Annotated in this window: 13 protein-coding genes and 1 riboswitch; of the genes, 11 read left to right on the forward strand and 2 right to left on the reverse strand. The window is 64.5% G+C overall.

Translation table 11 applies throughout. The features are described 5' to 3' along the window. Positions 1-4 precede the first annotated feature (4 nt). Positions 5-835 (reverse strand): alpha/beta fold hydrolase, encoded by an 831-nt coding sequence (locus tag VVT58_RS12105; protein WP_087574296.1) that lies wholly within the window; start codon positions 833-835, stop codon positions 5-7. 124 nt (positions 836-959) lie between these two features. Here VVT58_RS12105 and VVT58_RS12110 point away from each other — a divergent pair, with 124 nt between their 5' ends. The 11 genes from VVT58_RS12110 (at position 960) to gltB (ending at position 15,861) form a co-directional block, all read left to right on the forward strand. Beyond that, complete coding sequence (locus tag VVT58_RS12110) at positions 960-1,952, forward strand: GlxA family transcriptional regulator (protein WP_327752828.1); 993 nt, start codon at positions 960-962, stop codon at positions 1,950-1,952. Positions 1,953-2,014: 62 nt separating this feature from the next. After that, the gene (gene rmuC / locus VVT58_RS12115) at positions 2,015-3,448 is read left to right on the forward strand and encodes a DNA recombination protein RmuC (protein ID WP_087574293.1); all 1,434 of its coding nucleotides are present in this window, start codon (positions 2,015-2,017) and stop codon (positions 3,446-3,448) included. Positions 3,449-3,717: 269 nt separating this feature from the next. Next, the gene (locus tag VVT58_RS12120) at positions 3,718-4,395 is read left to right on the forward strand and encodes a nicotinate-nucleotide adenylyltransferase (protein ID WP_254911519.1); all 678 of its coding nucleotides are present in this window, start codon (positions 3,718-3,720) and stop codon (positions 4,393-4,395) included. A 12-nt stretch (positions 4,396-4,407) separates the two neighbouring features. Further along, positions 4,408-4,797 (forward strand): ribosome silencing factor, encoded by a 390-nt coding sequence (rsfS, locus tag VVT58_RS12125; protein ID WP_037462830.1) that lies wholly within the window; start codon positions 4,408-4,410, stop codon positions 4,795-4,797. Positions 4,798-4,840: 43 nt separating this feature from the next. Beyond that, complete coding sequence (locus VVT58_RS12130; RefSeq protein WP_087574677.1) at positions 4,841-5,263, forward strand: 23S rRNA (pseudouridine(1915)-N(3))-methyltransferase RlmH; 423 nt, start codon at positions 4,841-4,843, stop codon at positions 5,261-5,263. Positions 5,264-5,339: 76 nt separating this feature from the next. Further along, positions 5,340-6,575, forward strand: coding sequence for a murein hydrolase activator EnvC (locus VVT58_RS12135; protein ID WP_087574678.1), 1,236 nt, complete (start codon positions 5,340-5,342; stop codon positions 6,573-6,575). A 274-nt stretch (positions 6,576-6,849) separates the two neighbouring features. Further along, positions 6,850-7,042, forward strand: a riboswitch (yybP-ykoY riboswitch). A gap of 20 nt (positions 7,043-7,062) precedes the next feature. After that, a complete protein-coding gene (locus VVT58_RS12140) occupies positions 7,063-7,641 on the forward strand; it encodes a TMEM165/GDT1 family protein (protein WP_066560813.1) in 579 nt (192 codons plus the stop codon). A gap of 70 nt (positions 7,642-7,711) precedes the next feature. Further along, complete coding sequence (locus VVT58_RS12145; RefSeq protein WP_327752827.1) at positions 7,712-8,650, forward strand: complex I NDUFA9 subunit family protein; 939 nt, start codon at positions 7,712-7,714, stop codon at positions 8,648-8,650. A gap of 154 nt (positions 8,651-8,804) precedes the next feature. Beyond that, a complete protein-coding gene (locus tag VVT58_RS12150) occupies positions 8,805-9,614 on the forward strand; it encodes an undecaprenyl-diphosphate phosphatase (RefSeq protein WP_066560818.1) in 810 nt (269 codons plus the stop codon). A gap of 165 nt (positions 9,615-9,779) precedes the next feature. Continuing rightward, positions 9,780-11,231: an NAD(P)-dependent oxidoreductase gene (locus tag VVT58_RS12155; RefSeq protein WP_087574682.1), complete on the forward strand. Its 1,452-nt coding sequence runs from the start codon at positions 9,780-9,782 to the stop codon at positions 11,229-11,231. A 91-nt stretch (positions 11,232-11,322) separates the two neighbouring features. Further along, on the forward strand, positions 11,323-15,861 hold the full coding sequence (gene gltB, locus VVT58_RS12160; RefSeq protein WP_327752826.1) for a glutamate synthase large subunit: 4,539 nt from the start codon (positions 11,323-11,325) through the stop codon (positions 15,859-15,861). Positions 15,862-15,870: 9 nt separating this feature from the next. Here gltB and VVT58_RS12165 read toward each other — a convergent pair whose 3' ends face one another. Then, the gene (locus tag VVT58_RS12165; RefSeq protein ID WP_327752825.1) at positions 15,871-16,341 is read right to left on the reverse strand and encodes a hypothetical protein; all 471 of its coding nucleotides are present in this window, start codon (positions 16,339-16,341) and stop codon (positions 15,871-15,873) included. Positions 16,342-16,404: the final 63 nt, after the last annotated feature.

Genomic DNA, 16,404 nt, shown 5'->3' on the forward strand with positions numbered 1-16,404 from the left:
CGGTTCAGCCGTTGATGAAATCCAGCAGGTCGGCGTTGAACCGATCCTGATGCGTCTGCGTCAGTCCATGATCCGCCCCTTCATACACCTTCAGCACAGCATGGGACACGATCTTGACGGTGGAGAGGGCCGAAGCGCCGATCGGCACGATCTGGTCGTCGTCGCCGTGCAGAACGAGCGTCGGCACATCGACCTTCTTCAGATCGGCGGTGAAGTCGCTTTCCGAAAAGGCGCGGATGCTGTCGAGCTGGCCCTTCAAGCCGCCCGCCATGCCCTGCCGCCAGAATTCTTCGCGAAGGCCTTCGGAGATCGCCGCGCCTTTCCGGTTATAGCCGTAGAAGGGGATGGTGAGATCCTTGAAGAACTGGCTGCGATTGTCGAACGTGCCCTTGCGGATGCCGTCGAACACTTCGATCGGCAGGCCGCCGGGATTGGCCTCGGTCTTCAGCATCAGCGGCGGGACGGCGCCGATCAGCGCCAGCTTTGCGGCGCGGCTGGTGCCATGGCGGCCGACATAGCGGGTGACTTCGCCGCCGCCGGTCGAATGGCCGACCAATATGACGTCATGCAGGTCCAGCGTCTCGATCAGATCGGCCAGATCGTCAGCATAGCCATCCATATTGTTATTGTCCCACACCTGGTCCGAACGACCATGGCTGCGGCGGTCATGGGCGATGGCACGAAAGCCCTGATTGGCGAAGAAGACGAGCTGCGCGTCCCAGGCATCGGCGCTCAGCGGCCAGCCATGGGAGAAGATGATCGGCTGTCCGTCGCGCGGTCCCCAATCCTTATAGAAGATGCGGGTGCCGTCCTTGGCGGTGATGAAATGGCTCATGATGACTTCCCTTCCGATGAAGGGCGCTTCCGACGCCCTGTGCTTGCGGAAATAGGAGAAGCGGCTCATGGTCGGAATTGGCGGACCCGACATTAAACGGGCCGATTCCGACATGAGGGCGTCGATGATGGCTGACACGATGCTTCCCAGGGCGGAGGTCGGGATACTGCTTTATCCCGGTTGCCAGATGGCGATGGTCCATGGCGTGACCGACCTGCTGACGATCGCCGGGCATTTTTCGGCCGAGCATGGCGGCCCGGTCTTGCGGGTCAGCCATTGGGAACGGGACGAGGAGCACGGCTTCACGCGCAGCTATGACACGCATGAGGCCGAAGCCTTGGGCGGCACGCCCGAGATCCTGCTGATCCCGGGGCGCCTCACCGGCCCGCCGGATGCGGAGGAATCGGCACCCTATGCGCGCTGGCTGCTCGACCGCCATGCGCAGGGGGCGACGCTCGCGTCCAATTGCGGCGGCGCCTTCATGCTGGCCGCCACGGGGTTGCTGAATGGGCGGCCGGCGACGACGCACTGGCTGTTCGCGGACCGCTTTCGCGAACGCTTTCCCAAAGTGCGGCTCGACAGCGACCGGATGGTGATCGACGATGGCGACATCATCACGGCGGGCGGGCTGATGGCCTGGACCGATCTGGGCCTGCGGCTGGTCGACCGGCTGCTGGGGCCGACGGTGATGCTGGATACGGGAAAATTCCTGCTGGTCGATCCGGCAGGCCGCGAGCAGCGCCATTATGCCCGCTTCGTGCCGCGCCTCACCCATGGCGACGAGCCGATATTGAAGGTCCAGCACTGGTTGCAGGCGCGGGAGGCCAAAGTGGTCAGCGTCGGGGAAATGGCCGGGCAAGTGGGCATGGAAGAACGCACCTTCCAGCGCCGTTTCAAGGCCGCGACCGGCATGACCCCGATCGAATATGCCCAGCATCTGCGGATCGCCAAGGCACGCGAGCTTCTGGAATTCACCCGGCGCACGGTCGACCAGATCGCCTGGAGCGTCGGCTATGAGGACGCCGCCGCCTTCCGCAAGCTGTTCCACCGGCTGGTCGGCCTGTCGCCCGGCGATTATCGCCAGCGCTTCGCGGTGCCCCATGCGCAGGCGGCATGAGGAGGCTTGCGGCAATGACGTCACGCCGCTAGGTTCACCTTTCGTTCCATAAAGGGGTATATATGGACAGCCTGACCGTCATTCTTGTTGTTGTAGCCCTGGTCGCCGGGCTGGGGATCGGCTGGCTGTTGCGGGGCAAGTCCGTGACGCCTCTTGTGGCGGAAAAGGCCGATCTGGCGGGCAAGCTCGACATGGCGGCGACCCAGCGCAACGCGGCGCTTCAGGAACTGGTGGTGGCGCAGGAGCGCGCGGCGCAGGCGGCGGATCTGGCGCAAAGGCTGGATGCGGAGCGATCGGCGCGGGAACTGGTGGCGCGGGAGCTGGCGGCGCTGCAATCCGACACACAAGCGCGGGCGGAAGCGTTCGAGGCGCAGATCGCTGCGCTCAAGGACGCCAAGGAGCAGCTTTCGGCCCAGTTCAGCGAGATTGGCGGCAAGCTGCTGCACCAGGCGCAGAGCCATTTCCTCGAACGCGCCGACCAGCGCATGGCGCAGGCACATGAGAAGAGCGAGGCGCAGCTCAAGCAGTTGCTGCATCCAGTCAATGAGACGATCCAGCGCTACGACCAGAAGATCACCCAGATCGAGCAGCAGCGTACCGAGGCCTATGGCATATTGCGCGGCGAGATCGAATCGATGAAGACCGGGCAGGAGGCGGTGCGCGCCGAAGCACAGCGTCTGGTCGATTCGCTGCGCCATGCCCCCAAGGCGCGCGGGCGGTGGGGCGAGCAGCAGTTGCGCAACGTCCTCGAAACCTGCGGCCTTTCCGAATATGTCGATTTCCATACCGAGGTCAGCGTGGAGGGCGAGGATGGCCGCCTGCGCCCCGACGCGATCCTGCGGGTGCCGGGCGGGCGGGCGCTGGTGATTGACGCCAAGGTGTCATTGAACGCCTATCAGGACGCCTATGGGGCGGAGGGCGACGAGGAGAAGAAGCGTTTCCTGTCCGCCCATGCCGCCGCGATGCGCGCCCATGTCGAGACGCTGGGGCGGAAAAGTTATGCCGACCAGTTCGAGGACGCGCCCGACTATGTGATCATGTTCGTGCCGGGCGAACATTTCCTCTCCGCGGCGCTGGAGCATGATCCGCAGCTTTGGGACCATGCCTTCGGCAAACGCGTGCTGCTGGCCACGCCGACCAACCTCATTGCCATCGCCCGAACCGTGGCGGCGGTCTGGCGTCAGGAGAAGATGGCGGACGAGGCCAAGCGAATCGGCATGCTCGGTAAGGAACTTTATGAACGACTGGCGGCGGCGGCGGGCTCGCTCAAGAAGCTTGGCAACCGGCTCACTGGGGCGGTGGCGGATTATAACAGCTTCGTGGGAAGCTTCGAAGGCCGCGTGCTGGTGACGGGACGCAAGCTGCGCGACCTCAATATCGAAACCGGTGGCAAGGAACTGGAAGAACTGGAGCCGGTGGAGGCGCTGGTCCGGGAACCTGTGTCGGCGGAAGCCGTGCGGGCGTTGCCGGAGGCTCTGCCGAATGCGGCGGAATAGGACAGACAGGCTCGATAGGAGATTAGGAAGCTAATTATACTTCCGGTCCATTCCATCTCCCAGCGTTGCATCAAGCGGTTAGGTCAGGAGATGGATCCCCGCCTTCGCGGGGATGACGAACTTCGAAAATGTCCGGAAAGACCAAAACCCGCCTTCCATTTCGCTAATCCGGCGAGAACCATAGATGAATGGCACGCAACCCAGCCTCCCAAAGCCCGGCCTTTGTCGAGACTACGACAATCAGCTTAGCTCGCTAAACATCTATCCACTTGCGCAGGAGATTTGCTCCGAACTCCGCCAACTGGCATGGGCGAATCATGAAACGCATCGGCCTTCTCGGCGGCTCCTTCAATCCAGCGCATGGCGGGCATCGGGCCATTTCCCTGTTCGCGATGGACGCGCTGAAGCTCGATGAAGTCTGGTGGCTGGTGTCTCCCGGAAATCCGCTGAAGCCCAAATCCGGCATGGCGCCCCTTCCCGCGCGCCTCGCCCACGCGCAAAAAGTTGCGCGGCGCAACCCTATCCGCCCCACAGCGATCGAAGCGCAGCTTCGCACCCGCTATACCGTCGACACACTGAAATCGCTTCAGAGCCGCTATCCCCGGCACCGCTTTATTTGGCTGATGGGCGCCGACAATCTTGCCCAGTTCGGCCAATGGAAGGACTGGCGCGGCATAGCCCGGATTATGCCCATTGCCGTAATCGCCCGGCCCGGCTATGATGGGCTTGCCCGTGGCTCATCGGCCATGAGCTGGCTGCGGCGCTTCGTCCGGCCCGCACGCCAGAGTGCAGCATGGACGGATTGGAGACCGCCGGCGCTTGTGCTTCTGCGCTTTCGCCCTGATCCAAGATCGGCGACCCTGCTGCGGCAGGCAGACCCCCTCTGGCATCGCGAATATGAACAGAAACGCGTGCGCGACCCGCTCACGCGCCGGTTGATTGTCTAGAATGGAGCCCGTTTGACCAGACCGCATCCCGCCAACGACACGGCCCAGAGCGCCGACAGCGTTGCCGCCCTGCATGACCTTGTCCTCAAGTCGCTTGACGACGACCAGGCGCAGGAAACCATTTCCATCCCCCTCGAAGGCAAGAGCAGCATCGCTGATCATATGGTGATCGCGAGCGGGCGCTCGTCGCGTCAGGTCGCGTCGATGGCGCAGAAGCTGGCCGAGCGGATCAAGCAGGCCACCGGGCGGTCCGCCCGCGTCGAAGGTCTGCCTGTGGCCGACTGGGTGCTGATCGATGCCGGCGACGTGATCGTCCACCTGTTCAGGCCGGAGGTGCGCAGCTTCTACAATCTGGAGCGGATGTGGGGTTTTGTCGACGCGCCGGTGGCGGGAACGGCCTGATCCACCCTTCGACAAGCGCGCGTTGAGCCATTAGGGGGAGGACATGCTCCTCCATATCATCGCGCGCGGAAAGATCGGGCGCTCGCCCGAGGCGGAATTGGTCGACCGCTATGCCAAGCGGCTGACCATGCCGTTCAAGATCACCGAACTGCCGGATCGGGGCGGCAAGCTGCCTCCCGCCCCGCCGGCTTGCGTGACGGTGATGCTAGACGAGAAGGGCCGCCAGCTTAACTCCATGGATTTCGCCAAGCGGATCGAAGGCTGGCGCGATTCCGGAAAGCGGGAATGCCGCTTCCTGATCGGCGCGGCGGATGGCTTCGACGATACGGAGCGCGACGATGCCGACCTGCTGATCGCTTTCGGCGCTATGACCTGGCCCCATATGATGGCCCGCGCCATGCTGGCCGAGCAATTGTGGCGCGCCTGCTCGATCCTGGCCGGGCATCCATACCACAGGGAAGGATAGAGGCGCTTTCCTTCTATCGGAACAGGGCTTAGTTAGGCCCAGTCGGTCCCGAACCCGGAACCGGCAGGGGGCAAAGGTGAAACGGACGGCGATCATCGCGGCATTGCTCGCTGGGGCGGCGGCCCTCGCGTCCTCGCGCCTGCCCGCCGCCGATGGCCAAGCCATCATCATGCCTGGCACCGGCGGCACCAGCCTTGGCGAAGAACAATCCGCCCTCAAGACCGCGCGCCGCCAGTCGGATGAGGCCCGCGACCGCTCCGAACGGCTCGAACGGCAAGCCGCAATGGCCCGCGACGAAGCCGACCAGGCCCGCCGCCGCGCCGCCGCCATGGCCGCCCGCATCCAGCAGGCAGAAGCCGACATCCAGGCCGCCCAGGCCCGCATCGCCATCATCGCCCGGCTTCAGCGCGCCCAGGCCGCCCGCCTCGCCGCGAAACAAGAGCCCGTCGTCCGGCTGACCGCCGCCTTGCAAATGATGGCGCAACGACCGCTGGCTCTCGCCCTGGTCCAGCCCGGATCGATCAGCGACGCCATCCATATGCGCGCCGTGCTGGGCCAGGTACTGCCCGTCATCCGCGAACGCACCGCCGGGTTGCGCGCAGAACTGGACCGCAGCCATGCCCTGCGCGCAACGGCAGAACAGGCAGCGGATTCGCTCGCGCAGAGCCAGCAGGATCTGAAGCAGCGCCAAGCCGCGCTCCAGACGCTGGAAGCGCAAAAGCGGCTCGCCGCGCAGGATTACCGGGCCAATGCCGATCTGGAAAGCGATCGCGCCCTGGCGCTGGGCGAGCGCGCGCGCGATATCGTCGACCTGATGGACAAGCTGGAGGAAGCGGGCGACCTGCGCGACCGATTGGCGGCCTTGCCCGGCCCCTTGCCGCGCCCCGCCCGGCCCGACCAGGCCCGCGCCCCCGCGCCCCAACGCCCACGCGGCCTTGGCGCGGCGCCGCCCTATCGCCTGCCAGTCGTCGGACAGTTGGTGACGGGCATGGGCGAGGTGTCCGAAAGCGGCGTCCGCTCGCGGGGGCTTACCATCGCCACCCGGCCGGAGGCTCTGGCGGTGGCGCCGACCGCGGGGCGCATCGTCTTTGCCGGGCCGTATCGCGGCTATGGGCAGATCGTGATCATCGACCATGGGGGCGGCTGGACGACGCTGATCACCGGCCTGCTGCGCCTCAACGCGGCGGTGGGGGACAGCGTGCGGCAAGGCGATCCGATCGGCAATGCGGGACCGGGGCGGCCGAGCATCACCGTCGAATTGCGGCGCAACGGGCGGCCGGTCGACATCGTGCCGCTGGTAGGTTTGGGCTGATGATGGGCGAGTTCGGATTTAGGTGGAGGGTGGACATTGATGTTCGCCTTGGTTGAACCGTGCTCCTGCGAAGGCAGGAGCCCAGTCTTGCCCTCTGTGGATTATCGGACCGTCTGAACTGGGCTCCTGCTTTCGCAGGAGCACGGCGCGCTTAACGGCAGCAAATGGCCATCTGCAGTCTTCATTCCATCCATCAAAGGAACGGAGGATAGCCGCAAGCCGTCATTGGGGCCGCGCGTGCGGCTTGCCTTCTTGCCTGATCTATCCTAGATACCCGTGCGTCATCTGGGGAGTAGCCAGCCGTTCCGCATAAGGAGCGGGCCGTTCGTCAACATATTTGGCCGAGAGGTCATGGCGGGCGGGACGCGAGGGATGCAAATCTTTCGCATCGGGCGAGACCAATGGCATCGCCTTCCCCATCCGGCCGGGTGGGGGGAGGTGGTGACATTGTGTCCTTCATCCTTCGCCCGGCCCGGACAAATCCCCTATGGAAGCAATTTTCACCTCCACCACTCTCGTCGCGCTCGCGGAAATGGGCGACAAGACGCAATTGCTGGCGATGTTGCTCGCCACCCGGTTCCGCAAGCCGGTGCCGATCATCCTGGGCATCCTCTTCGCGACGCTCGCCAACCATTTCCTCGCTGCGCTGGTCGGCCATTCCATCGCCGGCGTGCTGACCCAGCCCTGGTTCCGCTATGCCGTCGCGGCGAGTTTCATCGGCATGGCCGCCTGGACGCTGATCCCCGACAAGTTCGACGAGGACGAGCCGCTGAAGGCCCCTTCCGGGGCAGGCGTGTTCATGACCACGCTTATCGCCTTCTTCCTGGTCGAGATGGGCGACAAGACGCAGGTGGCGACCGTGATGCTGGGCGCGCGGTTCGACAATATCTTTGCCGTCACCGCCGGAACGACTCTGGGCATGATGATCGCCAATGTGCCTGCCGTGCTGTTCGGGGACGTGCTGGCGAAAAAGGTGCCGATGCGCGCGCTTCAGATCGGCGCCGCTCTGCTGTTCCTGGGCCTTGGCCTGTGGATGATTGCTGATTTGCAGGGCTGGATCGGGTAAACGCCGGTAAACCAGTTGTCAGCGGGCGGCGGCTGTTGCAAGGGAATGCGCACCCCTATCAAAAACAGGCATGGGACGCGTGATGAAGGACAGTCTGGTTACGGTGTTCGGCGGCGGCGGCTTTCTGGGCCGACAGGTCGCACAGGCGCTGATGGCGCGCGGCGCCAGGGTGCGGGTGGTGCAGCGCGATCTGGCGACCGCCCTGCGCGTCAAGCCGCTGGGTGGGCTGGGTCAGACCCAGTTCGTCGCGGCCGACATCCGCAAGCCTGAAAGCGTCGCCCGCGCCATTGCCGGCAGCGACATCGTCGTCAATCTGGTCGGCATCCTTTCCGGCGATTTCGAAGGATCGCATCACGACGGCGCGGCCCATGTCGCCAAGGCGGCGGCGGATGCGGGCGTCAAGGCGCTGGTGCATATCTCCGCGATCGGCGCGGACGCGCAAAGCCCGTCCGCCTATGGCCGGTCGAAGGCCGCGGGCGAAGCGGCGGTCAAGGCCGCCTTCCCCAACGCCACCATCATCCGCCCGTCGATCATCTTCGGACCGGAGGACCAGTTCCTCAACCGCTTTGCAGAGATCATCCGCCTTGCCCCGGTGGTGCCGGTGATCGGCGCCAGCACCCGGTTCCAGCCCGTCTATGTCGCGGACGTGGCGCAGGCCATCGCCAATGCCGCCGAAAAGCCCGGCGTCCATGGCGGCAAGACCTATGAACTGGGCGGGCCGCAGACCTATTCGATGCTGGAACTCAACGCCTGGATCGCCAAGGCCATCGGCCGCGAGCGCAGCCTGTGCGCGGTTCCCGCTTCGCTCGCCTCGCTGCTGGCAATGCTGCCGGGCGGGCCGATCACGCGGGACCAATTGGCGATGCTGGGCAAGGACAATGTCGTCGCAGAGGATGCGAACGGGCTGGCCGATCTGGGCGTCGCGGCCACGCCGATGCCGGCCGTCGCGGAAAAATGGCTGGTCCGCTATCGCAAGCATGGTCGCTTTGCCGGGCGGGTTCAGGCCTGATCGGGCAAAGCCGATCAGCCGGACCGACATCGGACCGCGACAGGCCGCCTTGCGCGCGCCTTTCGCTTTTGCACAATAGATATCACGCCTTCGCGTCCTCTCCCGTCCGGGGGAGGGCTTCTTCCCGTTCGCCCTACAAGGATCCGATCCACCCATGGACCTGCATTATCTGACAGTCATCCTGCTTGGCATTGTCGAGGGGCTGACCGAGTTTCTGCCTGTTTCCTCAACCGGCCATCTGATCCTGGCGAGTGAGTTGCTGGGTTATGATTCGTCCACTTGGGCGATGTTCAACGTCATCATCCAATTGGGCGCGATCCTGGCGGTGGTGGTGCTTTACTGGCGGACCTTCTGGGCCGTCGGCATGGGGTTGTTGCGCAACGATCCGACGAGCTGGCGTTTCCTGCGCAATCTGCTGGTCGCCTTCATCCCGGCGGCGGTGATCGGCCTTGCCCTGCACAAATATATCGAGCAACTGCTGGGCGCGCCGAAGGTCGTCGCCTGGGCGCTGATCGTCGGCGGCATCGCGATCCTGGCGATCGAGCGGATGGTGAAGGAAAACCGCTTCCACGGCATAGCCGACATCCCTTTCGTCCGGGTGATCGGCATCGGCCTGATCCAGTGCCTTGCCATGATCCCGGGCATCAGCCGGTCGGGCGCGACGATCATGGGCGCGCTGACGCTGGGGGTCGAGCGGCGCACGGCGGCGGAGTTCAGCTTCTTCCTCGCCATTCCGACGATGTTGGGCGCGACCACGCTGGAACTGCTGAAAAATGGCGACAAGCTAACCTCAGCCACGGTCGGATGGGACAGCATCGCCCTGGGCTTCATCGTGTCCTTCATCGTCGCGGTGCTGGTGATCAAATGGTTCGTGGGCCTGGTGTCGCGGCACGGCTTCACCCCCTTCGCCTGGTATCGAATCATTGCGGGAATCACTGCATTGGTGTGGCTCTCCCTACGATAAGACCGAATCGGACCCAATATGCGCAAGATTATTTCGCCATTTCTTCGCTTCTGCGGAAAACGGGTATAAATTAGGACATATAGGCTGACATAAATTGCAGAATCCACGTGACTCTGCGGGTTTTTCTGCTATGGGCACCCTGCAAATTCATTCTAGGGACTCACCATGGCTGACAATCCAATGCTGAAATTCGTGGGAACGGGCCAAGCCTATCCCGAGAAGCGTTCGGCCGACGATCGCGCCGACGACTTCCTCGAAATCAGTCGCAGCTTCATCTTGGACAAGGCGGAAGAACAGGCGTCGCGCTGCTCGCAATGCGGCGTGCCCTATTGCTCGACCCATTGCCCGCTGCACAACCATATCCCCGACTGGCTGCGCCTGACCGCCGAGGGGCGGCTGCGCGAGGCCTATGAGCTGTCGAACCTGACCAGCACCATGCCGGAAATCTGCGGCCGCATCTGCCCGCAGGATCGCCTGTGCGAAGGCAATTGCGTCATCGAATTTTCGGGCCACGGCTCGGTCACCATCGGATCGGTGGAAAAGTTCATCACCGACACCGCCTGGAAGGAAGGCTGGGTCGAACCGCTGGCGCCAGGCGCAGCGACCGGCCAGTCGGTCGGCGTCATCGGCGCGGGTCCGGCGGGGCTGACCACAGCGGAATATCTGCGGGTCGCGGGCTATGAAGTGCATGTCTATGACCGGCACGACCGCGCGGGCGGGCTGCTGACCTACGGCATCCCCGGCTTCAAGCTGGAGAAGGACGTCGTCATGCGCCGCATCCAGCGCCTCAAGGACGGCGGCATCATCTTCCATGAGAGCTTCGAGGTCGGCCGCGATGCGACGATGGAAGAACTACGCAGCCGCCACGACGCGGTGCTGATCGCCACCGGCGTATACAAGCCCCGCGACATCAAGGCGCCGGGCGTCGGCGCGCCGGGCGTGGTCAAAGCGCTCGACTTCCTGATCGCCTCCAACAAGGCCGGTTTCGGTGACGCCGTGCCGGAGCATGAGGATGGCTCGCTGCACGCCAATGGCAAGAAGGTCGTCGTCATCGGCGGCGGCGACACGGCGATGGACTGTGTCCGCACCGCCGTCCGTCAGGGCGCGACTTCGGTCAAGTGCCTCTACCGCCGCGACCGCGACAATATGCCCGGCTCGCAGCGCGAAGTCGCCAATGCCGAGGAAGAGGGCGTCGAGTTCGTCTGGCTCTCCGCCCCCATCGCCTTCGAAGGCACGGAGCATGTCACCGGCGTCAAGGTCACCAAGATGCGCCTCGGCCAGCCCGACGCATCGGGCCGCCGCGCGCCGGAAGCCGATCCGGGCACGGAGCACACGCTGGAGGCCGATCTCGTGATCAAGGCGCTGGGCTATGATCCGGAAGAACTGCCCAAGCTGTTTGGCGCGGAGGATCTGTCGGTCACCCGCTGGGGCACGCTGCGCGTCGATCACAAGACGATGATGACCAGCATGGACGGCGTGTTCGCCGCTGGCGACATCGTGCGCGGCGCTTCGCTGGTGGTCTGGGCGATCCGCGACGGCCGCGACGTGACCGAGCATATGCACCGCTATCTCAAGGCAAAGGCCAAGGCCTCTGCCGGGGAAAGGCAAGCCGCTTAAGCCATTTCAGCCCGTTCGGTTCGAGCTTGTCGAGAACGTGGCGTGAGATTTGAGACAGGCTCGAACCGACGGATTTGACGAGGAGGCATTCATGGCCAACACCCCCTATATGGCGAGCCCCGAAGAGCGCGCGCGCCTTGCCGCTGAGGGCATGTATCATCCCGAGATGGAAGGCGACGCCTGCGGCGTCGGCCTCGTCGCCGCGACCGATGGCCGCCCGAGCCGCCGTGTGGTCGCAAGCGCGATCGACGCGCTGAAGGCCGTGTGGCACCGTGGCGCGGTCGATGCCGACGGCAAGACCGGCGACGGCGCGGGCATCCATGTCGACCTGCCGGTGCGCTTCTTCGACGACGCCATTGCCGACTCCGGCCACAAGCCGCTGCCCAATCGCCTCGCCGTCGGCATGATCTTCCTGCCGCGCACCGACCTGTCGGCGCAGGAAACCTGTCGCACCATCGTCGAGGCCGAGATCATCGACGCGGGCTACACCATCTATGGCTGGCGTCAGGTGCCCGTCGACGTCTCCGTCATCGGGGAGAAGGCGCAGCGCACCCGTCCCGAGATCGAACAGATCATGATCGCCGGGCCGATGCCGGAGGAGCGCGATCAGGCCGAGTTCGAAAAAGACCTCTACCTCATCCGCCGCCGGATCGAGAAGCAGGTCATCGCCGCGCAGATCCAGGACTTCTACGTCTGCTCGCTGTCGTGCCGCTCGATCATCTACAAGGGGCTGTTCCTCGCGGAATCGCTGTCGGTCTTCTATCCCGACCTTCAGGACGAGCGGTTCGAGAGCCGCGTCGCGATCTTCCACCAGCGCTATTCGACCAACACCTTCCCGCAATGGTGGCTGGCCCAGCCCTTCCGCACGCTCGCGCATAATGGCGAGATCAACACGATCCGCGGCAACAAGAACTGGATGAAGAGCCACGAGATCAAAATGGCTTCGCTCGCCTTCGGTGAGCAGTCGGAGGACATCAAGCCCGTGATCCCGGCGGGCGCGTCCGATACCGCCGCGCTTGACGCCGTGTTCGAGGCGATCTGCCGTTCGGGCCGCGATGCGCCGACCGCCAAGCTGATGTTGGTGCCCGAAGCCTATCAGTCGGCCAGCCCCGAACTGCCGCAGTCCCATTCGGACATGTACGAATATCTCGCCTCCGTGATGGAGCCGTGGGACGGTCCCGCCGCGCTGGCGATGACCGACGGCCGCTGGGTCGTGGCGGGCGTCGACCGCAACGCGCTGCGCCCGCTGCGCTACACGCTGACCGGCGACAATCTGCTGATCGTGGGTTCGGAAACCGGCATGGTCGTGGTGCCCGAAACCACCATCGTGCGGAAGGGCCGCATGGGTCCGGGCCAGATGATCGCCGTCGACCTGCAGGAAGGCGTGATCTTCGACGACAAGGAGATCAAGGACCAGATCGCGGGCGAGCGCCCCTATGGCGAGTTGATCAAGGACTTCATGACGGTCAACGATCTGGCCGACGCGCCGAGCGCGCTGCGTAGCTGGGACAAGGCCGAACTGACCCGCCGTCAGGTCGCCGCCAACATGACGCTGGAGGATATGGAGCTGATCCTCGCCCCGATGGTCGAGGATGCGAAGGAAGCCGTCGGCTCGATGGGCGACGACACGCCGCTCGCGGTCATTTCCGACAAGCCGCGCACGGTCAGCCATTTCTTCCGCCAGAATTTCAGCCAGGTCACCAACCCGCCGATCGATCCGCTGCGGGAACGGTATGTCATGAGCCTGAAGACGCGCTTCTCCAACCTGCACAACATATTGGAGCATGACGCGCAGAACAGCCATGTGCTGGTGCTGGACTCGCCGGTGCTGACCTCGTCCGAATGGGCGAAGCTGAAGGGGCATTTCGGCCCGGCCGTGGCCGAGATCGACTGCACCTTCCCGGCCGAAGGTAGCCAGGAGCAGCTCCGCGCCGCCATCGCCCGCATCCGGGAGGAAGCGGAGCAGGCAGTGCGCGAGGGCCGCACCGAAATCTTCCTGACCGACGAGCATCTTAATTCTGATAAGATCGCCATTGCCGGGGTGCTGGCGGCGGCGGCGGTGCATACCCATCTCGTCCGCAAGGGGCTGCGCAGCTACGCGTCGATCAACGTGCGCTGCGCCGAAGCACTCGACACCCATTATTTCGCGGTGCTGATCGGCGTCGGCGCGACCACGGTGAACGCCTATCTGGCCGAGGCCAGCATTGCCGACCGCCATGCACGCGGGCTGTTCGGTGACCTGTCGCTCGACCAGTGCTTCGAACGCTATCGCATCGCCATCAACGAAGGCCTGCTGAAGATCATGTCCAAAATGGGCATCGCGGTCATCAGCTCCTATCGCGGCGGCTATAATTTCGAAGCGGTCGGCTTGTCCCGCGCGCTGGTCAACGATCTCTTCCCCGGCATGCCCGCGAAGATTTCGGGCGAGGGCTATGCTTCGCTCCACTACAGCGCGAAGATGCGGCACGACACCGCCTATGACAGCGCCGTGGTGCGGCTGCCCGTCGGCGGCTTCTACCGCCAGCGCAATGGTGGCGAGACGCACGCCTATTCGGCGCAGCTCATGCACCTGCTGCAGACTTCGGTCGCGACCGACAGCTATTCGACCTATCTGCAATTCTCGCGGGGCGTGCGCGATTTGCCGCCGGTCTATCTGCGCGACCTGCTGGAGTTCAACTTCGCCCGCGAAGCCGTGCCGATCGACGAGGTGGAAGCGACCACCGAAATCCGCAAGCGCTTCGTCACGCCGGGCATGTCTCTGGGCGCCCTCTCCCCCGAAGCGCATGAGACGCTGGCCATCGCCATGAACCGCATCGGTGCCAAAGCCGTGTCGGGCGAAGGCGGCGAGGATGCGAACCGCTTCAAGCCCTATGAGAATGGCGACAATGCGAACTCGGTGATCAAGCAGATCGCGTCGGGCCGCTTCGGCGTCCATGCCGAATATCTGGGGTCGGCCGAGGAAATCGAGATCAAGGTCGCGCAGGGCGCCAAGCCCGGCGAAGGCGGCCAGCTGCCCGGTTTCAAGGTGACCGAGTTCATCGCCAAGCTGCGCCATGCGACGCCCGGCGTGACGCTGATCTCGCCACCGCCGCATCACGACATCTACTCGATCGAGGATCTCGCGCAGCTCATCTACGACTGCAAGATGATCAATCCTCGGGCGCGGGTCTGCGTGAAGCTCGTCAGCCAGGCGGGCATCGGCACCGTGGCTGCGGGCGTGGCAAAAGCCCACGCAGACGTCATTCTGGTCGCGGGCCATGTCGGCGGCACCGGCGCCAGCCCGCAGACTTCGGTCAAATATGCGGGCACGCCGTGGGAAATGGGCCTGTCGGAAGCCAATCAGGTGCTGACCCTCAACGGTCTGCGTCACCGCGTGAAGCTGCGCACCGACGGCGGCCTCAAGACTGGCCGCGACATCGTGATCGCGGCGATTCTGGGCGCCGAAGAGTTCGGCATCGGCACGCTGTCGCTGGTGGCGATGGGCTGCATCATGGTGCGTCAGTGCCACAGCAACACCTGCCCGGTCGGCGTCTGCGTGCAGGATGAACGCCTGCGCGAGAAGTTCACCGGCACGCCGGAGAAGGTCATCAACCTCATGACCTTCATCGCGGAAGAGGTTCGCGAAATTCTGGCGCGTCTGGGCTATCGCAGCCTGGACGAAGTGATCGGCCGCACCGAACTGCTCAAGCAGGTCAACCGCGGTGCCGAGCATCTGGACGATCTCGACCTGAACCCGATCCTCGCCAAGGTGGACGCACCCGACGATCAGCGCCGTTTCTCGCTGACCGAATGGCGCAATGCCGTTCCCGACAGCCTTGACGCGCAGATGATGCGCGACGCCAAAGCGGTGTTCGAACGCGGCGAGAAGATGCAGCTCACCTATACGGTGCGCAACACGCATCGCGCCGTGGGTACGCGCCTGTCAGCCGCCGTCACCGAGAAGTTCGGCATGTCTAGCCTAGCGGACGGTCATCTGACCGTGCGTCTGCGCGGCTCGGCCGGCCAGTCGCTGGGCGCATTCCTCTGCAAGGGCATCAAGCTGGAGATCTTTGGCGACGCCAACGACTATGTCGGCAAGGGTCTGTCGGGCGGCATCATCACGGTGCGCACGACCGTCTCCAGCCCCTTGAGCAGCAAGGACAACACGATCATCGGCAACACCGTGCTCTACGGCGCGACCAGCGGCAAGCTGTTCGCGGCGGGACAGGCCGGGGAACGCTTCGCCGTCCGCAATTCGGGCGCGCAGGTGGTGGTCGAGGGCTGCGGCGCCAATGGCTGCGAATATATGACCGGCGGCACGGCGGTGATCCTGGGCAAGACCGGCGCCAATTTCGGCGCGGGCATGACCGGCGGCATGGCCTTCATCCTGGACGAGGATGGTAGCTTCCCTACGCGCGCCAACCCGGAAAGCATCGTCTGGCAGCGGCTGGAAAGCGCCCATTGGGAAGCGGAACTGAAGGCTCTGATCGCCCAGCATGCGGTGGCGACCGACAGCAAATGGTCGAACACCATCCTGGACGACTGGGACCGCTGGCGCCGTTATTTCTGGCAGATTTGCCCGAAGGAAATGGTGAACCGCCTCGCTCATCCGCTGAGCGACGCCCCCGCGGAAGTGGTCGCCGCCGAATAAGCGGCCGGCTCAGTAGGAAAAAGCAGCGTCCGCCGGGCTATCCTCGGCGGGCGTTCTGCTATTGGGAGCCTGGGCGATCTTCACGGGTTGCAGACTGCCTTCGCTTTCCCCAGCGTCGAATCTTTCGATCGATGCAGGCAAGGTTCGCGCTGCCGGAGGCGGCTCAACATCATCGACCTCGCTCACAGTGTCCTGCGCGGCGTAATCGCGCACCACGGGATCGTTCATCCCGTCCCAGCTCGCCATGTCCGCAGCCATTTGCCGATCGGCCAAGGTCGGGCCGCAGCCCGTGCAGTGAATGATCGCCGGGCCGGTCAGCTTTGCCGGATCATAGGCGGCATCCTCCGGCAGGACCGCCTCCGGCAACGGCGTTTCGGTCGCGGCCTTGGGCTGTGTGGTGGCGTAGAGGCCAAGCCCATATCCTCCGGTCAGGGCAACCCCTGCACTCACACATGAAAACAACCAGAAGCGCGCGGACATGATCGTCTCCTCCTCCATTCTCGCCCGCTCCCGACTTTCTCTCTCCAAAATAACGCAGATGCA

The sequence above is a fragment of the Sphingobium sp. SJ10-10 genome, assembly GCF_036038995.2.
Taxonomy (GTDB): Bacteria; Pseudomonadota; Alphaproteobacteria; order Sphingomonadales; family Sphingomonadaceae; genus Sphingobium.